Annotated in this window: 22 protein-coding genes; 3 read left to right on the forward strand and 19 right to left on the reverse strand. The window is 70.0% G+C overall.

Translation table 11 applies throughout. From position 1 onward, the window contains the following. Nucleotides 1-15: 15 nt before the first annotated feature. From IT072_RS12455 to IT072_RS12540, 18 genes are all read right to left on the reverse strand, one after another. Nucleotides 16-828 (reverse strand): DivIVA domain-containing protein, encoded by an 813-nt coding sequence (locus IT072_RS12455; protein ID WP_223357039.1) that lies wholly within the window; start codon nucleotides 826-828, stop codon nucleotides 16-18. A 150-nt stretch (nucleotides 829-978) separates the two neighbouring features. Beyond that, nucleotides 979-1,275, reverse strand: a complete 297-nt coding sequence (locus tag IT072_RS12460) for a YggT family protein (RefSeq protein ID WP_223357040.1) — start codon at nucleotides 1,273-1,275, stop codon at nucleotides 979-981. A gap of 103 nt (nucleotides 1,276-1,378) precedes the next feature. Next, the gene (locus IT072_RS12465; protein ID WP_223357041.1) at nucleotides 1,379-1,894 is read right to left on the reverse strand and encodes a cell division protein SepF; all 516 of its coding nucleotides are present in this window, start codon (nucleotides 1,892-1,894) and stop codon (nucleotides 1,379-1,381) included. Between the two features lie 72 nt (nucleotides 1,895-1,966). After that, a complete protein-coding gene (locus IT072_RS12470) occupies nucleotides 1,967-2,668 on the reverse strand; it encodes a YggS family pyridoxal phosphate-dependent enzyme (RefSeq protein WP_223357042.1) in 702 nt (233 codons plus the stop codon). Continuing rightward, nucleotides 2,634-3,800, reverse strand: coding sequence for a cell division protein FtsZ (gene ftsZ, locus IT072_RS12475; RefSeq protein ID WP_223357043.1), 1,167 nt, complete (start codon nucleotides 3,798-3,800; stop codon nucleotides 2,634-2,636). The genes IT072_RS12470 and ftsZ overlap by 35 nt, the downstream gene beginning before the upstream one ends. A 157-nt stretch (nucleotides 3,801-3,957) precedes the next feature. Further along, the gene (locus IT072_RS12480; RefSeq protein WP_223357044.1) at nucleotides 3,958-4,938 is read right to left on the reverse strand and encodes an FtsQ-type POTRA domain-containing protein; all 981 of its coding nucleotides are present in this window, start codon (nucleotides 4,936-4,938) and stop codon (nucleotides 3,958-3,960) included. Between the two features lie 6 nt (nucleotides 4,939-4,944). Further along, nucleotides 4,945-6,354 carry a UDP-N-acetylmuramate--L-alanine ligase gene (gene murC, locus IT072_RS12485; protein WP_223357046.1) on the reverse strand — a complete coding sequence of 470 codons (1,410 nt, stop codon included), beginning with the start codon at nucleotides 6,352-6,354 and terminating at the stop codon, nucleotides 4,945-4,947. A gap of 60 nt (nucleotides 6,355-6,414) precedes the next feature. Continuing rightward, entirely contained in the window at nucleotides 6,415-7,491 is a 1,077-nt protein-coding gene (locus tag IT072_RS12490) for a UDP-N-acetylglucosamine--N-acetylmuramyl-(pentapeptide) pyrophosphoryl-undecaprenol N-acetylglucosamine transferase (protein ID WP_223357047.1), read from the reverse strand. Beyond that, nucleotides 7,488-8,738: a putative lipid II flippase FtsW gene (gene ftsW, locus IT072_RS12495; protein WP_223357049.1), complete on the reverse strand. Its 1,251-nt coding sequence runs from the start codon at nucleotides 8,736-8,738 to the stop codon at nucleotides 7,488-7,490. The genes IT072_RS12490 and ftsW overlap by 4 nt, the downstream gene beginning before the upstream one ends. Next, nucleotides 8,704-10,221: a UDP-N-acetylmuramoyl-L-alanine--D-glutamate ligase gene (gene murD / locus IT072_RS12500; RefSeq protein WP_223357051.1), complete on the reverse strand. Its 1,518-nt coding sequence runs from the start codon at nucleotides 10,219-10,221 to the stop codon at nucleotides 8,704-8,706. The genes ftsW and murD overlap by 35 nt, the downstream gene beginning before the upstream one ends. A gap of 23 nt (nucleotides 10,222-10,244) precedes the next feature. Next, nucleotides 10,245-11,357, reverse strand: coding sequence for a phospho-N-acetylmuramoyl-pentapeptide-transferase (mraY, locus tag IT072_RS12505; protein ID WP_223357053.1), 1,113 nt, complete (start codon nucleotides 11,355-11,357; stop codon nucleotides 10,245-10,247). Continuing rightward, nucleotides 11,354-12,781, reverse strand: coding sequence for a UDP-N-acetylmuramoyl-tripeptide--D-alanyl-D-alanine ligase (locus IT072_RS12510; protein ID WP_223360968.1), 1,428 nt, complete (start codon nucleotides 12,779-12,781; stop codon nucleotides 11,354-11,356). Before IT072_RS12510 ends, mraY begins: the two co-directional genes overlap by 4 nt. Beyond that, complete coding sequence (locus IT072_RS12515; RefSeq protein ID WP_223357055.1) at nucleotides 12,781-14,325, reverse strand: Mur ligase family protein; 1,545 nt, start codon at nucleotides 14,323-14,325, stop codon at nucleotides 12,781-12,783. The genes IT072_RS12510 and IT072_RS12515 overlap by 1 nt, the downstream gene beginning before the upstream one ends. Nucleotides 14,326-14,336: 11 nt before the next feature. Continuing rightward, nucleotides 14,337-16,085 carry a peptidoglycan D,D-transpeptidase FtsI family protein gene (locus IT072_RS12520; RefSeq protein WP_223357056.1) on the reverse strand — a complete coding sequence of 583 codons (1,749 nt, stop codon included), beginning with the start codon at nucleotides 16,083-16,085 and terminating at the stop codon, nucleotides 14,337-14,339. 19 nt (nucleotides 16,086-16,104) lie between these two features. Then, the gene (locus IT072_RS12525; protein WP_223357057.1) at nucleotides 16,105-16,740 is read right to left on the reverse strand and encodes a hypothetical protein; all 636 of its coding nucleotides are present in this window, start codon (nucleotides 16,738-16,740) and stop codon (nucleotides 16,105-16,107) included. Then, on the reverse strand, nucleotides 16,737-17,702 hold the full coding sequence (rsmH, locus tag IT072_RS12530) for a 16S rRNA (cytosine(1402)-N(4))-methyltransferase RsmH (protein ID WP_223357058.1): 966 nt from the start codon (nucleotides 17,700-17,702) through the stop codon (nucleotides 16,737-16,739). The genes IT072_RS12525 and rsmH overlap by 4 nt, the downstream gene beginning before the upstream one ends. A 102-nt stretch (nucleotides 17,703-17,804) precedes the next feature. Beyond that, complete coding sequence (mraZ, locus tag IT072_RS12535; RefSeq protein WP_223357060.1) at nucleotides 17,805-18,236, reverse strand: division/cell wall cluster transcriptional repressor MraZ; 432 nt, start codon at nucleotides 18,234-18,236, stop codon at nucleotides 17,805-17,807. Nucleotides 18,237-18,476: 240 nt separating this feature from the next. Beyond that, nucleotides 18,477-18,860: a DUF3040 domain-containing protein gene (locus tag IT072_RS12540; RefSeq protein ID WP_223357062.1), complete on the reverse strand. Its 384-nt coding sequence runs from the start codon at nucleotides 18,858-18,860 to the stop codon at nucleotides 18,477-18,479. A gap of 77 nt (nucleotides 18,861-18,937) precedes the next feature. Between IT072_RS12540 and IT072_RS12545 the strand changes: the two genes are divergently transcribed. Next, the gene (locus IT072_RS12545) at nucleotides 18,938-20,056 is read left to right on the forward strand and encodes a polyprenyl synthetase family protein (protein ID WP_223357064.1); all 1,119 of its coding nucleotides are present in this window, start codon (nucleotides 18,938-18,940) and stop codon (nucleotides 20,054-20,056) included. 9 nt (nucleotides 20,057-20,065) lie between these two features. Here the strand turns inward: IT072_RS12545 and IT072_RS12550 are convergent, their stop codons facing one another. Beyond that, the gene (locus tag IT072_RS12550; protein ID WP_223357065.1) at nucleotides 20,066-20,407 is read right to left on the reverse strand and encodes an Rv2175c family DNA-binding protein; all 342 of its coding nucleotides are present in this window, start codon (nucleotides 20,405-20,407) and stop codon (nucleotides 20,066-20,068) included. Between the two features lie 150 nt (nucleotides 20,408-20,557). Between IT072_RS12550 and IT072_RS12555 the strand changes: the two genes are divergently transcribed. Both IT072_RS12555 and pknB read left to right on the forward strand, forming a co-directional pair. Next, nucleotides 20,558-21,655, forward strand: coding sequence for a LysM peptidoglycan-binding domain-containing protein (locus IT072_RS12555; protein ID WP_223357066.1), 1,098 nt, complete (start codon nucleotides 20,558-20,560; stop codon nucleotides 21,653-21,655). 97 nt (nucleotides 21,656-21,752) lie between these two features. After that, the gene (gene pknB, locus IT072_RS12560; RefSeq protein ID WP_223357067.1) at nucleotides 21,753-23,654 is read left to right on the forward strand and encodes a Stk1 family PASTA domain-containing Ser/Thr kinase; all 1,902 of its coding nucleotides are present in this window, start codon (nucleotides 21,753-21,755) and stop codon (nucleotides 23,652-23,654) included. Nucleotides 23,655-23,704: the final 50 nt, after the last annotated feature.

Consider the following 23,704-nt stretch of genomic DNA (forward strand, 5'->3'; position numbering starts at 1 on the left):
GAGGGCCGGGAAGGACTAGCCTCCAAAGCCGGGGAAGACCGGAGGCTGCTGGCCCTGGTCCGAGGTGCTGGAACCATCCGCGGCAACCGGGGCCGGCACACCGCCGCCCGCGCTCACCGGAGCGGCGGCACGGTTCTGGCCGAAGGCGGAGCCGCCCGCTGCCGGCTGGGCGTCGAGGTCGCGGAGCTGACCCTCGATGTAGCCCTTGAGGCCCTGACGGTAGTCGCGCTCGAAGGTGCGGAGCTCGTCGATGCGGCGCTCGAGCTGGGTGCGCTCCTGGTCGAGGGCGCTGATCTGGGCGCGCTGCTTCGACTCGGCCTCGGCGACGATGCGCGCCGCGGTGGCGTGCCCCTCGGCGATGAGCGAGTCGCGCTTCTCGACGCCCTCGCGCACGTGCTCCTCGTGGAGACGGCGCGCGAGCTGGAGGAGGTTGTTGGTCGCGTTCGGGTCGTTCGCGTTGTCGGCCGTGAACGCCGGAGCGGCAGCCGCGGCCGGCGCGGCTGCGGCGGACTGCTGGGCGGCCGCGAGGCGCTGCTTGAGCTCCTCGTTCTCCTGCTGGAGGCGGGTGAGCTCGCCGTTGTCGGCGGCAGGGGCGGCCTGCGCCGGGACCGGAGCCGGTGTGGACGAGCCGGAGCTGCGCTGCAGTTCTGCGATGCGCGAGTCGGCGGCGACGAGACGCTGCTTGAGCTCCTCGTTCTCCTGGCCCAGTCGGCGCAGCTCGACGACGACCTCGTCGAGGAAGTCGTCGACCTCGTCCTGGTCGTAGCCCTCACGGAACTTCGTCGGTTGGAACCGCTTGTTGACTACATCTTCCGGAGTCAGCGCCATGGCAAGCCACCTTAGATCTTGAAAGAGACGAACAGATAATGCGTTCAGCCAACGCTAGCAAAGTGGGCAGCCAGTGCGCACTCCGCCGCGCTCGCTCACGTCGGCTCGACCACCCTACATCGGCGTGGTCGGCCGTTCCGGGTTCGACGCTCAGCTGAATCCCAGCGTGACGTACAAACCGATGATCACCACGAGCATGGTGAGGCTCCAGCCGAAGTCCAGCGCGACCTGCCCCATCGACAGGGGCGGGATGATGCGACGGAAGAACTTGATGGGCGGGTCCGTCACGACGTACGTCGACTCGGCCAGCAGCAATCCGAACCCCTTCGGACGCCATTGCCGGGCGAAGGTCCGCACCAGGTCGAGCACGAAGCGCGCCCACATGACGAAGAAGTAGATGAGGAGGAGGTAGTACGCGACGGTCGCGACGATCGAGACGACAAACACTCTCCCAGTATGACGGAGAGCGCGGTATGACGGAGAGCGCACGCCCTCCCCCTCGGGGAGGACGTGCGCTCTCGTCGTGTCGGCGGCCGCGCGGCCGACCGGCTCAGTTCTGGGCGAAGAAGGAGGCGTCGACCTCGGCGTCCGCGCCGCCGTGCTCGCCGGAGACGACGACGTGCGACGGGGAGAGCAGGAAGACCTTCGGCGTCACGCGCTCGATCTTGCCGTAGAGGCCCTGCGAGAGGCCGCTGGCGAAGTCGATGAGGCGGCGCGCGTCGCCTTCGCTCATCTGCGACAGGTTGATGATCACCGGGATGCCCTCCCGGAACGACTCGGCGATCGCCTGCGCGTCGCGGTACTGGCGGGGGTGGACCGTGAGGATCTCGTTCATTTCCTGTACCGAAGCATTCCGTGCGGTGGACGATTTGCGCAGCGGGGTGACCGGAGCGCGGCCGGCCACGGGGGCGACCGGAGCGGGGTGGGGGACGGCCTGCACGGGAGCGGGGGCGGGAGCCTCGCGGCGCGGCGCGTGCTGCTGCGCCTGCTCGGGCTGCTCGTCGAACTCGAGCTCCTCGTCGGCGAGGCCGAGGTAGACCATCGTCTTCTTCAGCGGGTTGGCCATGCGCTTCCTCCGTGTAGACCTGTGCGCCGACGCCTCGCACGCACGTATTGCGAACCTTCTTCTCCTTCGAGATTAACGAAGGGTCGGCCGATTCCCGGTAATGGCGGTCCCGATCCGTAGGTGTGTCGCGCCGGCCGCGACCGCCTCGCGATAGTCCTGCGACATCCCGGCGGAGATCGCGGAGGCGTCGGGGGCCAGGGTGCGGACGCGGTCGCTGAGCGCTCGTACACGCGCGAATGCGCGGGCCGGCTCCTCGTCCAGCGGCGCCACGGCCATCACGCCGAGCAGGCGCAGGCCGGGCGTCGTGAGGACGTGCTCGACCAGAGGCTCGAGATCGCGGTCGGCCACTCCCCCGCGGGCGGGATCCTCCGTCAGGTTGAGCTGCACGAACGCGTCGACGGACTCCTCCTCGGAGCGCAGGGCGTCGACGAGCGAGACCCGGTCGATGGAGTGGATGACATCCGCATACCGGCGCACCTGCCTGGCCTTCTTGCTCTGCAGCTGGCCGACGAAGTGCCACCGGAGATCGAGGTCTGTCAGCCCGGCCGCCTTCTCCTGCGCCTCCTGGTGGCGGTTCTCCCCCACGTCGCGCACCCCGAGCGCGGCGAGCTCGCGCACGAGCGACGCGGGGTGGAACTTGGTCACCACGATGGTGGTGAGCTCGGCGGGGGCGCGCCCGGCCGACCGAGCGGCATCGTCGATGCCGGCCCGGACGGTCCGGAGGCGCTCCGCGAGCGGACTACTTGAGGAAGTCGGGGATGTCGAGGTCGTCATTCTCGTCGTCGAAGGCCGGGTCTTTGAGGGCGGTCTCGGCGACCGGGGTCTCCCCGGTCCAGGTCTCGGTCACGGGGGCCTCGACCTCGCCGGCCTCGACCACGGCGGACGAGGCGGCCGCCTCTTCCGATCCGGCCTCGACGAACGTCGAGCGACGGGTGTCGACCACCGGCTTCGAGCCGGGCTCGCCGCCGTCGAAACCGGCCGCGATGACGGTGACGCGCACCTCGTCGCCGAGGGTGTCGTCGATGACCGCTCCGAAGATGATGTTCGCCTCGGGGTGCACGGCCTCCTGCACCAGGCGGGCCGCATCGTTGATCTCGAAGATGCCGAGGTTCGAGCCGCCCTGGATGGACAGCAGCACGCCGTGCGCGCCATCGATGCTGGCCTCGAGGAGCGGGGACGCCACGGCCAGCTCGGCCGCCTTGATCGCACGGTCGGCACCACGCGAGGAACCGATTCCCATGAGGGCGCTGCCCGCGCCCTGCATGACCGACTTCACGTCCGCGAAGTCGAGGTTGATGAGGCCGGGGGTCGTGATGAGGTCGGTGATGCCCTGGACGCCCGCGAGCAGCACCTGGTCGGCGGTGGAGAACGCCTCCAGCATGCTGATGCCGCGGTCGCTGATCTCCAGCAGGCGGTCGTTGGGCACGACGATGAGGGTGTCGACCTCTTCCTTCAGCCGCTGCACGCCCGCCTCGGCCTGGCCCTGGCGGCGCTTGCCCTCGAACGAGAACGGCTTGGTCACGACACCGATGGTGAGCGCGCCGATCGACTTGGCGATGCGCGCCACGACCGGGGCGCCTCCCGTACCGGTGCCGCCGCCCTCTCCCGCGGTGACGAAGACCATGTCGGCGCCGGCGAGCGCCTCCTCGATCTCCTCCGCGTGGTCCTCGGCGGCCCGGCGGCCGACCTCGGGATCGGCTCCGGCTCCGAGGCCGCGGGTGATCTCGCGCCCGACGTCGAGCTTGACGTCCGCGTCGCTCATGAGCAGCGCCTGGGCGTCCGTGTTGATGGCGATGAACTCGACGCCGCGGAGGCCGAGCTCGATCATGCGGTTCACGGCGTTGACGCCGCCTCCGCCGATGCCGACGACCTTGATCACGGCGAGGTAGTTCTGATTTGCTGTCACGTCCGGCCTCCACGGGAACCTTCAACCTCAAGTCGAGGCTTAAAGTTATGCTGAGTATGCAATTCTCTTTCTCGACGTTAGGTGCGCGCGGCGCGTGCCGGGGTAACCCGGCAGGCGTGTCGGGAAAGTGCGCGCCGAAGCGGTGGCCGACACGGCGTCAGCCGGTCGTCACGCTGTGCGGCGACGACACGTCGTAGTGGCTCGCCCCGCCGGCTCCGGCGAGAAGCGCGGCGAGGTCGGCCGCCTTCAGATCCGAGTCCTCGGCGCTCCCCCACACCACGGTCGCGCCGCTGCCGCGCAGCGTGAACGAGACGTCGTCCTTGGTCGTCGCGGAGATCGTGTCGACCTGGGCGAGCGTCGCCGCGGGGAGCGCGCTGAGGACGCTCGCGGCGGCGGCGAACGCGGAGCCCGCGTCCTTGTCCGCCGAGCCGCCCGCCGCCGTGATCAGCGGCACGCCCTCCGGACGGGCCGCGGTCGACGAGATCGGGACCTTCGCCGCGTCGACCAGGACGAACGCCGCCCCCTCCTGCACCGCGCCGATCGGCTGCCGCTCGACGACGCGGATCACGATCGTGTCGGGCGGGTGGCTCTCGACCGTATAGCTGCGGATCAACGGGAACGCCGCGAGGTCGTGCGAGATGCCCGCCTGGTCGAGCAACGGCAGGGGTTTGCCGAGCTGATCGCCGAGCTTCGCTTCGATCGCCTTGGGGTCGAGCCGGGATGCCCCCGTCACTTCGATGTGCTTCAGTGCCAGGACGGGCGAGAAGGCCAGCAGCGTGACGCCGAGGACGAGTGCGGCGAGCACGCCGCCCGCCGCCAGCCAGGCGCGGCGGCGACGGCGTGAACGCTTCGTGAACCGGCGCACCTCCCCGCGCTCGACGCGCTTGCGCTCCTTGCGCGCCGCGCGGAGAGCCCTGCTGATGTCCCGGTTGCTCGGGAGGCGGTCGTACGGGGAGGTCTCGGCCGCGCGCGAAGGCGCCTCCACGATCGGGACGGGCTCGGTGGCTGTGCGCGCCGGCGACGCCGCCCGCTCCGGGGAGACCGCGCGAGGGGTCGTCTCCGAGGGGAGCCGCTCGGACGCGGCCGGCCGGGCGGACACCTGGTCGGTCTGCCGGTCGTATCCCTGGGGGCGCTTCACGGGCGACTACTCGCGGACGCGGCGGAGCGAGTCCAGCAGCTGGGGGACGATCCGGTACACGTCGCCGCACCCGAGGGTGATCACGAAATCGCCCGCACGCGCGATCTCGGCGGTGTGGTCGGCGGCGGCCTGCCAGTCGGCGATGAACGCGACATGCTCGGGATGCTCGAAGCGCTCGGACACGAGCGCGCCCGTGACGCCCGGCTCCGGGTCCTCGCGGGCGCCGTAGACGTCGAGTACGACCGTCTCGTCGGCGTACTTCTCGAGGGTCTCGGCGAACTCTTGTGCGAACAGTCGCGTGCGGCTGTAGAGGTGCGGCTGGTGGACCGCGATGATGCGACCGGATCCGACGACGGTCCGCGCCGCCGAGAGGGCGGCCGCGACTTCGGTCGGATGGTGGGCGTAGTCGTCGTAGACGCTGACGCCGCCGACGGTGCCGTGCAGCTCGAAGCGTCGCTCGGTCCCGCCGAACTCGGCGATGGCCGCCAGCGACGCCGCCGGCTCGAAGCCGAGGCCGGTGAGCACGGCGAAGGCGCCCGCCGCATTGATGGCGTTGTGGCGTCCCGGAACGCGCAGCTGCGCCGCGTACTCCGCGCCGTCATACGAGAGCCGGAAGGCGACCGGCCCGTCGGTGACGATCGAGTGGACGCGCACCGCGGCGTCCTCCGCCTCGCCGAAGGTCACGACGCGCTTGTCGGGCGTGGTCGCGAGCAGGCGGTCCGTCACGTGCTTCGCTCCGGCGTCATCGGACGACACCACGACGAGCTCGCTCGACTCGCGGGCGAAGGTGACGAAGGCCTCCTCGAACGCCTCCAGCGAGCCGTAGTGGTCGAGGTGGTCGGGATCCACGTTCGTGATCAGCGCCACGGCCGTGTCGTAGAGCAGGAAGGTGCCGTCCGATTCGTCGGCCTCGACGACGAACAGCTCGCCGCTGCCCGACTGGGAGCTCTTGCCGAGCGAGGCGATCACGCCTCCGTTGACGAAGCTCGGGTCCTCCCCCAGTCCGAGGAGGCCCGTGATGATCATGCCGGTCGACGTGGTCTTGCCGTGGGCGCCCGCCACGGCGACGAGACGCTTGCGGTTGATGAGCCAGGCGAGCGCCTGCGACCGGTGGAGCACCGGGAGGCCCTTCTGCAGCGCCAGCTGGTACTCCGGGTTGTCCTGCCAAAGAGCGCCGGTGACGACCAGGGTGTCCGCGTCGCCCACGTTCGCGGCGTCGTGGCCGACGGCGATCGTCGCGCCCAGGGCGCGCAGCGTGTCGATGTTCGCCGAGTGGCGCACGTCGGAACCGGTCACCGTATACCCGGCCTCCAGGAACAGACGGGCGATGCCGCTCATCCCGGAGCCGCCGATGCCCACGAAGTGGAGGGCGCCGAGCTCGTCGGGGATGGTCATGGTGAGGTCGGGCTTGATCACGGGCACTGCTTTCGGTTCACGCGGAGAATCTGCATCACGGGCTCCCATCCTCTCACGGGGTCACCGCGTCTCCTGGGAGCGCCGGACCAGCGCCGCCGTGCGGGCGGAGCCGTCCCGCACACCGGCCGACGCGGCCCGTGCCGCCATCCCGGCGACGCGATCGCGGTCGGCGAGCAGAGGAAGCAGTTCGGCGTCGACCCACTCCGGCAGGAAGGCGGCGTCATCGACGAGGATGCCGCCGCCGGCCCCCACCACGCCCGCCGCGTTGTAGCGCTGCTCCCCGTTCCCGATCGGGAACGGCACGTAGACGGCGGGGATGCCGAGGGCGGCGAACTCGCACACGGTCGCCGCGCCCGCACGGGCGACGGCGAAATCGGTGATCGCGAACGCGAGGTCCATGCGGTCGCAGTAGTCGATCAGGCGATAGTGCTCGACGCCCGGATCGGTCAGCTCGCCGCGGCCGCCCTGGATGTGGAGAACCTGCCAGCCCGCGGCCGTGAGCTCCTGAGCCCGCGCCGCGATCGTGCCGTTGAGACGGCGCGCGCCGAGCGAACCTCCCGTCACGAGCAGCGTAGGGCGATAGTCGGCGAGCCCGAACTCGGCGAGAGCGGCGGGGCGGGCGGCGACGCGGTCCAGCTCCTCGATCTCGATCCGCAGCGGCATGCCCACGAAGGTCGCGTGCGGCAGCGGCGTCCCCTCGAAGGCGACGCCCACCCAGGGTGTGTAGCGGGCGCCCAGCCGGTTGGCCAGGCCGGGCCGGGCGTTGGCCTCGTGCAGCACCAGGGGCACCCCCTCCTTGCGGGCGGCGGAGTAGGCCGGTGCGGCCGCGTAGCCCCCGAAGCCGACCACGACGTCGATGCCGCGGTCGCGGATCAGGTCGCGGACAGTGCGGATCGCGCGTCGGTACTCGCCCGGGAACCGCAACGCGGCGGCGTTCGGCCGGCGCGGGAACGGGAGCTTCGGGATGGTGAGCAGCTCGTAGCCGCGCGCCGGGACGAGCCGCGCCTCCAACCCCTCCTTCGTTCCGAGCACGAGGACCTCCGCAGCCGGATCATCGCGGCGCAGGCGATCGGCGACCGCCAGCAACGGGTTCACGTGGCCGGCGGTCCCCCCGCCGGCCAGCAGGTAGCGCGTCATGCGCGGGTACCCGCCCGACGGGTGGTGGCGGATGAGGACTGCGACTCCTTGCTCGATTCGCGCGCGAACGAGAGGACGATTCCGATGGCGACCATGGAACTGATCATCGCAGTCCCGCCCGCGGAGATCAGCGGCAGAGGCACACCCAGGACTGGTATGACGCCGAGCACGACCGCGATGTTCACGAAGGCCTGACCGATGAGCCAGACCATGATCGCGGCGGTCGTGACGCGGGCGAACGGGTCGGTGGAGGCGTGGATGATCCGCAGGAACACGATCGCGAGCAGCACGAACAACAGGAGGACGACGATCGCGCCGATCAGACCGAGTTCCTCGCCGATGATCGCGAAGATGAAGTCCGTGTCGGCCGCCGGGAGCCACGACCACTTCGAGTGCGAGTTGCCCAGCCCCACACCGAAAACGCCTCCGGACGCGAGGGCGTAGAAGCCGTTCTTGATCTGCCAGTCGACGTCGGGGTTCGCCGCGCTGGTGCCGCCGAAGTAGGCCGCGATGCGGCCGACACGGCTCGCGCTCGACAGCGCGACCGCCACCGCGACCGCTCCCATGCCGAGCGTCCCGATGACCAGGTAGCGCATCTTCACGCCGGCGTAGAACAGAGCGCCGAGGACGATAGCCGCCATCACCACGGTCGTGCCCAGGTCGCCGCCCAGGAGGACCAGGGCGATCGCCCCGCCGGCCACCGGGACGACCGGGATCGCCACGTGCTTCCACTGGTCGAGGACGTCCTTCTTGCGGGCGAGGACGACGCCGAGCCACACGACGAGGGCGACCTTGATCGCCTCCGACGGCTGCCCGGTGAAACCGCCGATGCGCAGCCAGTTGCGGTTGCCGCCGATCTCGACCCCCAGCGGGGTGAGCAGGACGAGCACCTGGAGGAAGCAGGCTGCCGCGAGCAGGAACCAGATGCTCTTCTTCCAGAACTGCGGTGGCAGGCGGGAGACCAGGAACATCAACGGCAGGCCGATGAGCGCGAACGCTCCCTGGGACCAGAACCGCGAGAAGAAGTTGTCGCTGTCGCTGTGCGACTCGACCGAGGATGAGGAGAGCACCATCACGAGACCGAAGATCACCATGAAGAGGGTGACCCCGAGCAGCAGGAAGTAGTTGGCCGACTCCGCGGTCACGTTCTTTCCGAGCGAGATGCGTGCGGTCAGGCCGCCGAGGCGCGAGCCGGACGACGAGGCGGCTCGGTCAGTCCTGTTCAGGACGCGAGGCGGAGAAGTCATCCGCCTCACCTCCCAAGTACTCGTTGACGGCCGCCTGGAAGAGGCGTCCTCGTTCCGCATAGTCGGCGAACTGGTCCATCGACGCCGCGGCGGGAGCCAGCAGGACGGTGTCGCCCTCGCGGGCGAGACCGCCGGCCGAGCGGACAGCCGTCGGCATGACCCCCTCAGTCTCGTCGGCCTCCACCTCCACCACGGGAATCGTCGGCGCGTGTCGCCGGAATGCCTCGCGCAGGGGCTCGCGGTCCACGCCGATGAGCACCGCTCCGCGCAGGCGCGCCGCGTGGGTGCGGACCAGCTCGTCGATCTCGACGCCCTTGAGCAGGCCCCCGACGACCCACACCACCGACGGATAGGCGCGGAGCGACGCGTCGGCGGCGTGCGGGTTGGTGGCCTTGGAGTCGTCCACCCAGCTGATCCCCGCCTCCACCCGCACCAGCTCGATGCGGTGCGCGTCGAGGCGGAAGGCCGTGAGCACATCGCGGATGGTCTGCGGCTCGACGCCGTAGGAACGCGCGAGGGCGCTGGCGGCCAGGATGTTGGCGACGACGTGCGGGGCGGCGAGTCCCGCCTCGCGCAGCTCGTCGAGTGTGGTGAGCTCCAGCGCCGTCGTCGCGCGATCCTCGAGGAACGCGCGGTCGCACAGGATGCCGTCGACGACACCGAAGTCGCTCGGGCCGGGGACGTCGAGGCCGAAGCCGATGGCGCGGGCGCCGTCGACGACCTCGGCCTCCTCCACCATCAGCAGCGTGTTCGCGTCGGCGCGATTGAAGACGCACGCGACCTGCGTGTTGTCGTACACCTTCGCCTTCGCTGCGATGTACGCCTCCAGTGAGCCGTGCCAGTCGAGGTGGTCGTCGGCGATGTTGAGGCACGCGGACGAGTACGGGGAGAGTTCGCCCCCGGCGTTGCGGTTGATCCAGTGCAGCTGGTAACTGGAGAGCTCGACGACGAGCACGTCGAAGCCCTCGGGGTCGCGGATGGCGTCGAGAACGGGCACACCGATGTTGCCGCAGGGAGCGACGCGACTTCCCCCGGCGAGGAGCATCGTGGCCGTCAACTGCACCGTGGTGGTCTTGCCGTTGGTTCCGGTGACGCAGATCCAGTCCGCCGGGGCGTTGCCGCTGCCCGGACCCGCGACCTTGTCGCGCAGCCGCCAGGCCAGCTCGATGTCGCCCCAGACGGCGATCTCGTTCCGTTCGGCCCACACCAGCAGCGGGTGGTCCCAGTGGAACCCCGGCGAGACGACGATCAGCTCGGGGTCGAACTCGGTCAGCCGCGCGGGAGGCGAGGACAGGTCCGGCTGCTCGAGCAGCTCCGCTCCGATGACCTCGAGCAGCATGGCGCGCTCGGCGTCGGCGGAGGCGGTGACCACCAGGACCTCGGCGCCGAGCTCCGCCAGCGTGTCCGCGACGGAGAATCCGGTCACCCCGAGGCCGTACACGGCGACGCGCAGGCCTCGCCAATCGTGGTGCCAGCTGGTCAACGCGGCAAGTCGCTCCCCGACTCTCACGTCGCCAGCCACTCGAGGTAGAACGAGCCGACGCCGGCGGCGACGAGCAGGCCGCCGATGATCCAGAAGCGCACGACGACCGTGACCTCCGCCCAGCCCTTGAGCTCGAAGTGATGATGGATGGGGCTCATCAGGAAGATGCGCTTGCCGTGCGTCAGCTTGAAGTACGCCCGCTGGACGATCACCGATCCGGCCTCGATGACGAACAAGCCGCCGATGAGCACGAGCAGGAGCTCGGTGTGGCTGAGGATCGCGAGGGCCGCGACCGCGCCGCCGAGCGCGAGCGAGCCGGTGTCGCCGAGGAAGATCTGGGCCGGGGAGGTGTTCCACCAGAGGAAGCCGACCACGGCTCCGACGATGGCCGTCGCGACGATCGCGAGATCGAACGGATCCCGTACCTCGTAGCACTTGGCCACGTTCTCGGGATTGAGATTGGAGTTCGCGCACGACTGGATCGACTGCCAGAAGCCGATGATGATGTACGCGCCGATCGCGAGGATAGAGGCGCCCGACGCGAGTCCGTCGAGGCCGTCGGTGACGTTCACGCCATTGGACGTCGCGGCGACGATGAAGTTGATCCAGATCAGGTACAGGCCGTAGCCGACGACGATGCCGATCGCGCCGAACTGCGTGAGATGGCCGAAATCGATCGGCAGGTCGCGGATGAACGAGACGTTCATCGACGCCGGGGTCTCGTCGTTGCCGTTCGGGAACGAGATGGCCAGGAACGCCCACACGGTCGCGACGATGACCTGCCCGGCCACTTTGGCCCAGCCGGTGAGGCCGAGGCTGCGCTCGCGCCGGGTCTTGAGGAAGTCGTCGACGAAACCCACGACGCCCAGGCCGACCATGAGGAACAGCACGAGCAGGGCGGAGACGCTGGTCTCGTCGCCCGTGAGCAGCAGCGCAGTGAAGTAGCCGAAGAGGGTGCCCAGGATGACGACGATGCCGCCCATGGTGGCGGTGCCGCGCTTGGCGTGGTGGCTCTGCGGGCCGTCGTCGCGGATGAACTGGCCCCACTGGAGGCGGCGGAACAGGCGGATGAACAGCGGCGTCAGGAAGAGCGAGAACGCCATCGACAGCGCACCGGAGGTCAGCAGGGCTCTCACGAGAACAATTCTCCCAGTCGGTCGCCGAGGAAGCGCAGCCCCGCGGAGTTGGAGGACTTCACGAGCACGGTGTCGCCCTCGCGGAGCGCGCCGGCCAGGTGGGCGTACGCGTCGTCCTGCGTGTCGAAGTAGAGGGACTCGCCGTCCCAGGAGCCTTCGTTGATCGCCGAGATGTGCATCCGCCGGGCGGAGGGCCCGACCACGACGAGCTGGCCGATGCCGAGCCGCACGGCCAGCAGACCGATGCGGTCGTGCTCCTCCCCCGAGAACTCGCCCAGCTCGCTCATCTCGCCGAGCACGGCCACCGTGCGCGCCCCGGGCTCGGCGATCTGCGCGAGCGTCTTGAGGGCGGCGGACATGGAGTCGGGGCTGGCGTTGTAGGCGTCGTTGATGACGGTGACGCCGCGCGCACCGCCCATGACCTCCATGCGCCAGCGCTCGGCGCGCGTCACCGCCTGCAGACCGGTGACGATCGCGTCGATGCCCACGTCGAGGGTGTGCGCCGCCGCGGCTGCCGCGAGCGCGTTCATGACGTGATGCTCGCCGAGCACGCGGAAGTGCACCTCGCGCTCGGAGCCGTCCGGGAGGTGGAGGGTGAACGATGTGCCGGCGGCGCTCGAGACGATGCCGGTCGCGCGCACGGCCGCCCGGTCATCCAAACCGAACCAGAGTACGCGGGCGACCGTCTTGTCGGCCATGGAGGCGACGCGCGGATCGTCGAGGTTGAGCACCGCGACGTCGGACTCGAGCAGGTCGCTGACCATCTCGGTCTTCGCCGCGAGCGTCCGCTCGATGCCGCCGAACTCCCCGGCGTGCGCGAGGCCGACTTTGAGGACGATCCCGATGTCGGGGCGCGCCATGCGCACGAGACGGGCGATCTCGCCGATGCCGCTCGCGCCCATCTCGGCGACGAGGAACTGCGTCTCCTCCGTGACCTCGAGCATCGTGACCGGCGCCCCGACCTCGTTGTTGAACGAGGCGCGCGGGGCGATGGTCGGACCGACCTGCTCCAGGATCTCGCGGAGGAGGTTCTTGGTGGTTGTCTTGCCGTTCGAGCCGGTGACGCCGACGATCTTCAGGCGACCGAGGGCGCGCACCCGGGCGATCACCTCGGTGGCGAGGTCGCCGAGCGCGACGACGGTGTCCTCGACGAGCAGTTGCGGCACCGCGAGGTCGAGCGGGTGGTCCACGACGACGAGCGCGGCTCCCGCCTCCGCGGCCTGCGGAGCGAACAGGTGTCCGTCGGTGAACTCGCCCGGCTTGGCGAAGAAGATCGTTCCGGGGACGACCTCGCGCGAGTCGGTGGTCGACAGGCCGTCGACCACGGTCTCGGCAGTGGCGGGGACGCCCGCGACGGCGGCGCCGTCGAGCAGCAGGGTGCCGCGAGTCGCCGCGGCGACCTCGGCGAGGGTGAGCGCGATCATCAGAGCCACCCGGCCTCTCGAAGGGCGAGACGGGCGTCTTCGCGCGCGGAGTACGGCAGGCGCTGGCCCGCGACCTCCTGGTAGTCCTCGTGCCCGGGTCCGGCGTACAGCACGACGTCGCCCTCGCCGGCGAGCGAGAGTGCCGTGCGGAACGCGGCGCGCGGGTCCGGAACCTCGTACAGCTCGCCGTCCGGGACGGCGGACCGCGCGCCGTCGAGGAGCGCCTGACGGATCGCGGCCGGGTCCTCCCAGCGGGGGTGGAAGTCGGTGATCACGACCGCGTCCGCGCCGCGCGCGGCGATGGCCCCCATGTCGGCGCGCTTCGTGGTGTCGCGGTCGCCGTCGGCGCCGAAGACCATGACGATGCGACCATCCGTGACCTTGCGGAGGGCCGTGAGCGTGGAGAGGAAGGCGTCGGGCGTGTGACCGTAGTCGATGAAGACGACCGGTCCGCGGTCACCGGACAGGCGCTCGGTGCGACCGGGGATATAGGTGTCGATCCCTCCGTCGCGATCGAGCGCCGCGCCGATCGCGTCGAGGTCGTAGCCCGACTCGACGAGCATCACGATCGCCAGGGCCGCGTTGGAGGCGTTGTACGCGCCCACCAGCGGAACGGAGGTCTCGATGCGACGGCCTTCCGGACCCTCGAGCGCGAACGCCGTGTCGGAGAGCGACTCGCCGAGGACGGACAGGGTCCAGTCGGCGTCGGAGCCGGGCGCGCTGGCGAGGGTGGTCACGGGGATGCGCGACTGCTCCACCAGCGCACGACCCCAGTCGGAGTCGACCGTGACGACGCCGCGACGGGCACGGTCCGGCTGGAACAGCTCGAGCTTGGCCTCGAAGTAGTCGTCCATCGCGGTGTAGTCGTCGAGGTGGTCGTGGCTGAGGTTCGTGAACCCGACGACGTCGAACTCGATCCCGTCGACGCGGTGGCGGCTGAGCGCCTGAGCGGACACCTCGAGTGCGACGGCGCGGACGCCCTCCTCGCGCATCCGGGCGAGCAGCGCGTGGAGCTCGCTCGCCTCCGGCGTGGTGAGCTTGCTCGTGATCGCCTGATCACCGATCCGGCGCTCGGCCGTCGAGCTGAGCCCCGCGACGACGCCGAGCTGGCCGAGGATCGCGTAGAGCAGATAGACGACGCTCGTCTTGCCGTTGGTCCCGGTGACGCCGAACAGTGTCGCCTGATTCTCGTCCGTGCGGTAGATCCACGCGGCGACGGCCCCGAGGGCGGCACGCGGGTCCGGGGTGACGATGACCGGCAGCCCCGAGGCGGACGCCAGCTCGGCTCCCGCCTCGTCGGTCAGCACGGCGACCGCCCCGGCCTCGGCGGCGGCCTCCGCGTAGCTCGCACCGTGCACGTTGCGGCCGGGCACACCGACGTAGAGGTCGCCGGGCTCGACGGCGGAGCTCGCGAGGGCCGCGCCGGTGACCTCGACGGCGTCGAGATCACCTCGGCAGTCCAACCCGAACTCCGCTACCAGCTGGGCGAGCGGGCGGGCGACGGGATGCTCGGGGCGCAGAGAGGAGGGCGCCGGTCCTGTCACGGGGCTCACTTTCAGTAGTACGGAGGGTAGTCGGCCGGGCTGGTCGTCGACGGCTTCACCCGGTAGGTCTTCAGCACCTGGCTCATGATCGTGTGGAACAGCGGAGCGGCTGCTGCCGACGAAGTAATGGTAGTCGGGTATCCGAGGTTGACCGAAACGACGTACTGGGGGTCGTCCACCGGGGCGACGCCCATGACCGAGACGTAGTACGACGGGAGGTAGCCGCCCTTGCCGTCCGGCTGCTGGGCCGTTCCGGTCTTCGCGGCGACGCGGTAGCCGGGGATCTGGAGCTGCTTGGCGAGCTCTCCCTTGGTGACCACCGACTCCATCATGCCGAGGGTGGTGCTCGCCGCGTCCGCGGAGACGACCTGAGTGGCCGCGCCCGAGGGGACGTCGGTGACCTTGCCGTCCGCGTCGGTGCAGCTCTCGACCAGGGAGAGCGGGATGCGCGCCCCTCCGTTCGCGAGCGCCTGGTACGCGCCGACCATCTGGAGCTGAGTCGCCGAGACTCCCTGGCCGAACATCGTCGCGTACTTGGTCTGGTCGTCCCACTCCGACACCGGATGCAGCAGGCCGTCGGACTCGCCGGGGTACGGCAGCCCTGTGGAGTCGCCGATGCCGAACTTCTTGAGGTAGTCGTAGCGGGTCTGGTCGGGCAGCGCGCGACCCAGCTGTGACATGCCGGTGTTCGACGACATCATCAGCACGCCGGTGAGGGTCAACCGCAGCGGGGCGTGATAGCCGGAGTCGTGCAGATCGGCGCCGTTGCCGGACTTCCATTCGTACGGTGCCAGAACCTGCGACGTCGGGCTGGCCTTGCCCTGATCGAGCAGCATCGCGGCGGTGAGCGCCTTGAAGGTCGAACCGGGCTCGTACGGGGTCGTCAGCGGGAGCAGGTTCCAGTACGACGGATCCGTCCCGTCGAGGTTGTTCGGGTCCGCTGCCGGCCACTGGGCGACGGCCTTGATCTTGCCGGTCTTCGCCTCCGCGACCGTGACGAAGCCGAACTTCGAGCCGGTGGCCTGTACCTGCTGGGCCAGCGTCTGCGTGGCGAACCATTCGAGGTCGCTGTCGATGGTCAGCTTGAGCGTGCCGCCGTCCTTCGCTTGCTTCTGCACGACGGTGCTGCCCGGGATCGCGACGCCGTCCGCACCCTGCTGGTAGGTCTCCGTGCCGTTCCGGCCGGCGAGGCAGCCGTTCTCGCTGTCCTCGAGGCCGCCGTTGCCGGAGTCGGACATGTAGCCGAGCAGGTTCCCGGCGACCGCGCCGTTCGGGTAGCTGCGGGTCTGGTCCTTGGTGAAGGTGAGCCACGCGTATGGGAGCTTGTTGAGCTTGTCGAACGTCCCCACGTCCATTCCGGACTTGATGAGCACGTACTTCGACTTGGGGTTCTGCGCGAGGGCGTCGTCGAACAGCTTCACGACGGCCTCCGTGCCCTGACCTGTGATCGCGCCGATCTTGGCCGCGGCCTCCTCCATCTTCTTGTGGCCGTCGGTGCCGGCGACCGCGTCCGAGGGAGACGCGGCCGCAGTGTACTTGTAGATCGTCGTCGCGAGCACGGTGCCGTCGTCGTCGACGATGTCGCCGCGGTTGCCGTAGAGCGTGGTCGACCGCTCCTTGGCGTCGACGGACTGGGCCTGCAGCGCGTCCGCCCGCACCACCTGGATGTCGACGAGCTTCGCGCCGAGGATGCCGACCGTCACAGCGACGGCCGCGACCGTCACCGCGGTCCGGCGCCGCAACATCTTCTTGCTGGTCATGCCCGCGTCCGTCCCGTCGTCAGTGCGTCACCGGCGTCGGCAGCGCTCCCTGCAACGGTACGGTCGGCGGGGTGGTCGGCGGGGTCGCCGCTCCCGCGCTTGCGGAATTCCCAGTTTGCGTCGTCGCGGTCTGCTGGCCCTGCGCGTTCACGACGCCGACACCGGCGAGGAGCGAGTTCGGGACCAGGTTGCCCTGGCCGCCGGTGACCGTTCCCGCAGCGCCGTTCGCCGCGATCGGGGCGCCGAGCACGGCTCCGTCGGAGAGACGCAGGTAAGCCGGATTGCTGTTGCTGACCATCCCGAGCGCATTGGCGTTGGCCGCGAGGTTCTGCGGCGACGACACGCGGGTGAGGTCCTCCGAGGCGGCCTGCAACGAGCGCTGCAGGCTGGTCTGCGTCGCCTGCAGGCCGTTGAGCGTGTAGGCACCCTGCGAGATCGCGATGCTCAGCAGCAGCTGCGCGACCACGATGACCAGGAGGGTGCCCACCGCCACCACCGCGTAGAGTGCGCGCGGCCGGGCGCGGCGCTGCGACCGGGAGGAGACGACCTCCAGATGCCCGCGACGCTCCTGCTCGGCGGGAGCGGGCAGCACCCCCTCGGGCCAGGAGGCCACGGGACGGCGGCGTGCGGTCGACTCGGCCAGACTCGTGCTCACGAGGCCCTCCTCACCCGTTCGGCCGCGCGCAGGCGCACCGGGGTCGCCCTCGGGTTCGCGGCCTTCTCGTCGTCGTCCGCGAGCTCGGCGCCGCGGATCAGCAGTCTCAGTTCCGGCTTGTGCTCGGGCAGCTCAACCGGCAGTCCGGGAGGTGCACTGGAGACCGACCGGGTCTGCAGCTCGCGCTTGACGATGCGGTCCTCCAGGGACTGGTAGGACTCGACGACGATGCGGCCGCCGACGCGCAGCGCGTCGATGGCGGCCGGGATGGCGCGCTGCAGCACGGCGAGCTCCTGGTTGACCTCGATCCGCAGCGCCTGGAACACCCGCTTGGCGGGGTGACCCTGCCGCTGCACGGCGACCGGGGTCGCCTTGGTGATCACGTCGACCAGTTGGCCGGAACGCACGAGCGGCGCCTGCTCGCGCGCCTGCACGATCTTCTGCGCATACCGGGCGGCGAGCTTCTCCTCGCCGTACTCGCGGAAGATGCGGCGGAGGTCGGCTTCCGAGTATTCGCGGAGGATGACCTCGGCGGTGAGCTCGCTCGTGCCGTCCATGCGCATGTCGAGCGGGGCGTCCTTCGAGTACGAGAATCCTCGCTCCACCCTGTCGAGCTGGAGCGACGAGACGCCGAGGTCGAACAGCACGCCGTCGGCCTCCTCGATGCCGAGGCCGTCGAGGGCCTCGCGCACGCCGTCGTAGACCGTGTGGACCAGGTGCACGCGGTCGCCGAAGCGCGCCAGGCGCTCCCCCGCGATGGCGAGCGCCTCGGGGTCGCGGTCGAGCCCGACCAGCGTCGCTCCCGGGAACCGCTCCAGCACGCCGGCGGAGTGCCCGCCCATGCCCAGGGTGGCGTCCACGAACACCGCGCCCGGCCGCTCGAGCGCCGGGCCCAGCAGCTCGATGCATCGCTCCAGGAGGACCGGGGTGTGGATCCTGTCGTTCTCCGTCGACTCGCTCATCGTTTCGAGGGCCCGTGCCCCTGAGTCCGGATCCCCATCCATTCCGACCTGACACCGGGGAAGGTGCGTCAGGGCGTATGGCTGGGAGTCCGGCGCCAGGCGCTAGAACAGCCCCGGGATCACCTCCTCGTCGGTCTCTGCGAATGTGGATTCCTGCTCCGCCAGGTAGGTCTCCCAGGCCTGGGCGTCCCAGATCTCGGCACGGCTGCCCGCACCGATCACGACCAGGTCGCGGTCGAGTCCCGCGTACGAACGCAGCGCCTGCGGGATGGTCACCCGGTTCTGCTTGTCCGGCACCTCCGCGCTCGCCCCCGAGAGGAAGACGCGCAGGTAGTCGCGGGCCTGCTTGCTCGTCACCGGCGCCTGGCGGATCTTCTCGTGCAGCGCCTCGAACTCGCGCTGGCTGAAGACGTACACGCAGTGCTCCTGGCCGCGGGTCAGGACGAGTCCGGACGCGAGCTCGTCCCGGAACTTGGCCGGCAGGATGATGCGCCCCTTCTCGTCGAGCTTGGGGGCATGGGTACCGAGGAACATCGGACGCCTCCCCACTCTTCCGACCCAAGGTTGTGGTGCGCCTCCACTTTACTCCATTTCCATCCACAAAATCACGCAATACGGGAATATTGGCCCGAATAGGGGTGTTCTGGCCCCGAAATTACGCGGATTTCGGCGGTGGAGGAAAGTGGAGGAAGTTGACACCTGCGGGGAGGAAAACGCGCACGAAAAAAGGCCGATCGCACGGATCGGCCTTAGTGGTGGTGCGAAGTGGAGGGGCTAGCCCTGCCCGTCCTGGCGCTTGTCCCAACGGTCGTTGAGCTTGTCCATGAAACCGGTCTGGCCACCGCGCGGCGCCTTGGCGCTGGTCGGCGCAGCCGGGGCGTCGGGATCGATCGCGACGCGCTTGCCCGGAGCGATCGCCAGCAGCACGCCGGCGAACATCACGACGAAGCCCAGGATGCCCACGATGGGCTGCTGGACGAACACGCCCGTGACCAGGACACCGACGCCGACGACGGCGATCAGGATCCCGAGGACGATCGATCGGTACGCGGGTCGCACCCGCTTGCCGCCGACCTTCGCGACGAAGTCTGCGTCGTTCTGATAGAGGCTGCGCTCCATCTCTTCGAGGAGGCGCTGCTCGTGCTCCGAAAGCGGCATCCGTTTCCCCCTCTTTCTCACGGGTTCAAGGCTTGTGTGGCTGATTGTAGCCGTGCGCCTTTGACTAGGCTAGGAGTGTGTCTGAAAGCATCCGATTCGTCGACCTGATCCAGTCCAGAATCGATGGATTCTTCGATGTCCGTGCATCTATTCTCGTCTCGATCGCGGAGGAACTCTCGCCGATCGCGGCGTTCTCAAGGGATTTTCTCAGCGGCGGCAAGCGTTTCCGTGCACTGTTCTGCTTCTGGGGCTGGCAGGCGGTGCGAACAGCGGGCGGCGAGAGCGACGACGCCCCCGTCACGACCGGTGGCCCGCTCGACGCCGTGGTGTCCGTGGCGAGCGCCCTCGAGCTCTTCCACGCGGCGGCCCTGGTGCACGACGACCTCATCGACAACTCGGACACCCGCCGCGGCGCGCCCTCGGCCCACCGCCGCTTCGAGCGGCTGCACGACGACGAGCACTGGCGTGGTGACGGGGAGTCGTTCGGCCACGGCGCGGCGACCCTGCTCGGCGATCTGCTCCTCATCCTGAGCGACGAGCTCTTCGACGAGGGACTCACGCAGGCCGTCAGCCCGTCGGCGCGGCGGGCGGCGCGAGCCGAGTTCAACCGCATGCGCATCGACGTCACGGCCGGGCAGTACCTCGACATCTTCGAGGAGATCGGCTGGGAAGGTCGCCCGGACGCCGATCAGCTCGCTCGTGCCGAACGCGTCATCGTCTACAAATCGGCGAAGTACAGCATCGAGTCGCCCCTCCTCATCGGGGCGAGCCTCGCGGGCGCGACCGTCGGCCAGCTCGACGCCCTGCGCGGCTTCGGCCTCCCACTGGGGATCGCCTATCAGCTGCGCGACGACCTGCTCGGCGTCTTCGGGGACGCCGCCGTCACCGGCAAGCCGAGCGGAGACGACCTCCGCGAGGGCAAGCGCACCGTCCTGGTCGCCCTGACCCGCGACGCGGTGCCGTCGGGCGTGCGCGCCACCCTCGACGAGCTGCTCGGCGACCCGGACCTGACGGAGCAGCAGATCAGCATGCTTCAGTCGACCATCCGCGAGTCGGGGGCCGTCGACGCCGTGGAGCAGATGATCGCCCGCAACGTCGAGCGCGCCCTCGCCGCCCTCGCGGCGGCGCCGATCGGCGAGCAGGCCAAGGCGCAGCTGCGCGACCTCGCCGTGGCCGTCACGCGGCGCGCGGCCTGAACGAGCCGCTCAGGCGAGCGCCTGGGCCACCCGCCGCACCTCGGCCTTGCGGCCGTTGCGCAGTGCTTCGATCGGCGACGTGCCGAGCGACTCCTCCTCCTCCAACATCCAGTCGACGGCCTCCTCGTCGCCGAAGCCGGCGTCGGAGAGGACGACCAGCGTGCCGTGCAGCTCGGCGATGGGCTCGCCGTCACGCAGGAACGCCGCCGGCACCTTGATCACGCCGTCGACGCGCTTCGCGGCCAGATGGCGGTCCTCGATCAGGCGGCGCACGCGGCTGACACCGATGCCCAGCTGATCGACGAGGTCGGGGATGGTCAGCCACTCGGTGGCCTGGACTCGCTCGTTCACGCCATCAAGCGTGCCACGTCCGGAGCCGCGACGTGAGCGGGGCCGATTGTTACGATCAGGTAAACTGCTTTCACATCCGTCACTCTGGTTGACTCCCTCTGCATTCTGTGTCAGCGTGGGCACCAGTGTGTCACTCGAAAGGGGGGTCCGATGTCCGTACGAGACGACGAAGCCGCTACGCACGAGCCCGTCCGCCACTGGGCCCGCTCGGTCCTCGGCACCGTGCCCATCGCGGTCGCGAGTTCGATCGCCGTGACCCTCAACCTCGTCACACCGGCGCAGGCCGTCCCGCCGGAGACGGCCGAACAGCCCCGTGAGAAGACCCCGACGACGGGATCGACCCGGATGGCGCCGGCCTCCGCCGGCACGACGACCTCCGCACCGCTCACGGCGTTCGCGGGCGTGCCGAGCAGCTACACCGTCGTGTCGGGCGACACCGTCAGCGGCATCGCGTCGCGCTTCGGGGTCTCGACCGCGAGCCTCCTCGCCCTCAACGGTCTGAGCTGGAAGAGCCTGATCTTCCCCGGCCAGGTGCTCGCGCTCACCGGGGCGGCCGCCTCGGCTCCTGCCCCGTCGGCTCCGGGACCCGCCGCCCCGGCCGTCACGAAGTACTCGGTGGTCTCGGGCGACACGATCAGCCGGATCGCCGGCCGTTTCGGGGTCTCGACGGCGTCGGTGCTCAGCGCGAACGGACTCAGCGGCTCGAGTCTGATCTTCCCCGGGCAGCAGATCACCATTCCAGGCATGACGACCGCCGCCGCCGTCACTCCGAAGCCGCCTGCGCCTGCGCCGGTCGCCGCTCCGGCGCCGCTCCCCGTGGCCGCCGCAGGCCAGGTGGTCGCCCTCACCGACGAGATGCGCGGCAACGCGGCCCTCATTGTCCGCATCGGGCGCCAGGAGGGCGTGAGCGATCAGGGGATCGTCATCGCCCTGGCCGCCGCCGCCCAGGAGTCGGGGCTGCGCAACGTGCGCTACGGGGACCGGGATTCGCTCGGCCTGTTCCAGCAGCGTCCCAGCACGGGCTGGGGCACGGCCGACCAGGTGCTCGACCCCGAGCGGGCGACCCGCGCCTTCTTCGGCGGCGCGAACAACCCCAACCCCGGGCGCACCCGCGGCCTCCTCGACATCCCCGGCTGGACGTCGATGACCGTCACCCAGGCGGCGCAAGCCGTCCAGATCTCGGCGTTCCCGGACGCCTACGCCAAGTGGGAGACCTCCGCCCGCGCCTGGCTCGCCCAGCTGGGCTGACCCGGGTGGCCCGCAGAAGGTCACAGGCGCATCACGGCCCGAGCGCACACCGGTGTTTTGCAGGGTCCACGCACCTGCCGTTCCCTAGACTCGTTCCGTGACCACGAGCCAGACCGACCCCTTGATCGGCCGTCTCATCGACGGCCGATACCAGGTGCGCTCGCGGATCGCCCGAGGCGGCATGGCGACCGTCTACCTCGCCACCGATCTGCGCCTGGAGCGACGAGTCGCGATCAAGGTGATGCACGGCCACCTCGCCGACGACAGCACGTTCAAGAGCCGGTTCGTGCAGGAGGCCCGGTCGGCGGCGCGCTTGGCGCACCCCAACGTCGTCAACGTCTTCGACCAGGGTCAGGACTCCGACATGGCCTACCTGGTCATGGAGTACCTTCCCGGCATCACGCTGCGCGATCTGCTCAAGGATTACGGCAAGCTCACCCCCGAGCAGACGATCGACATCATGGAGGCCGTGCTCAGCGGCCTCGCCGCCGCGCACAAGGCCGGCATCGTGCACCGCGATCTCAAGCCCGAGAACGTCCTGCTGGCCGACGACGGCCGCATCAAGATCGGCGACTTCGGCCTCGCGCGGGCGGCGAGTGCGAACACCGCCACCGGGCAGGCGCTTCTCGGCACCATCGCCTACCTCTCCCCCGAGCTCGTGACGCGCGGGGTCGCTGACGCGCGCAGCGACATCTACGCGCTCGGCATCATGATGTTCGAGATGCTGACCGGCGAGCAGCCGTTCCAGGGCGAGCAGCCGATGCAGATCGCCTACCAGCACGCGAACGACGCGGTGCCGGCTCCCAGCAGCAAGAACCAGGCGGTCCCCGCCGAGCTGGACGAGCTCGTCCTCTGGGCCACCGAGAAGGACCCCGATCGACGCCCCGCCGACGCCCGGGAGATGCTCGACCGGCTGTTCGAGGCCGAGAAGTCCCTCCGCGGCGAGGCGGTGCTGCAGCCGACGATGGTCCTGCCTCCGGCGTACGCAGCCGACGAGGGCGACACCCAGATCATCAACCCGGCCATCCGTCAGCAGGTGGCGGCCAACACGCCGAGCTCCGCCGACGCCCTCACCGCGGCCGCCAAGCGCCGTCGCGGCAAGGGGTGGTGGCTGTTCGCGCTGATCATCCTCCTGGCGGGTGTCGCTGGAGGCACCGGCTGGTACTTCGGCTCGGGTCCCGGCTCACTCGTTCAGGTCCCGAAGCTCGTGAATGTCGCTCCGGACGCCGCCGCGGCACAGCTGAAGGAGCTGGGCTTCCAGACCAAGCAAGCACCGGAGTACAGCACGACGGTGCAGAAGGGCCTCGTCTCGAGCACGGATCCGGGAGAGGGGGCATCCGCAGCCCGCGGCAGCCTGGTGACGGTCCGGATCTCGCAGGGCCCGGCGCCCATCACGCTCGGCGCGCTCGCCGGAACGACCCTCGACCAGGCCAAGGCCGAGATCACGGGCAAGAAGGCGCACGTGGGCGCGGTCGCCGAGCAGTTCGACGGGAAGGTCCCGTCCGGCACGGTCATCTCGGCGTCGGGTGCCCTCGACGGCCGCGACCTCTCCGGCGGCGGAGACTACTTCGAGGCGGCGACGGTCGACCTGGTGGTCTCGGTCGGCCCGATCCCGGACGTCGCAGGCAAGTCGGTGGACGACGCCACCGCCACGCTCGCGAAGGTCAACCTCAAGGTCGGCGAGGGCCCCCAGAGCTACAGCGACACGGTCGAGAAGGGCGACGTCATCGCCGCCCACCCGCAGAGCGACGTGGTGAAGCCGGGCGACACCCTCTTGCTCGAGACCTCGAAGGGACCGGAGCCCGTCCCGGTGCCCGACGTGGTCGGCAAGACCTGGGATGTCGCGAAGAAGGCTCTGCAGGACGCCGGCTTCCAGCTGAAGTACAGCCCGATCGCCGATGTCGCGCCTGCCGCGTTCGTGGTCTCGAAGATCTCTCCGGCGGCGGGAGAGCAGGCTCCGAAGGGGTCCACGATCACGGTGAACTTCGCGGGCTTCTAGCCCGTCGCCCGCTCCACGGAAGAGCCCCCGTCGTCCGAGGACGGCGGGGG

The organism is Leifsonia sp. ZF2019 (genome assembly GCF_019924635.1).
GTDB lineage: Bacteria > Actinomycetota > Actinomycetes > Actinomycetales > Microbacteriaceae > Leifsonia.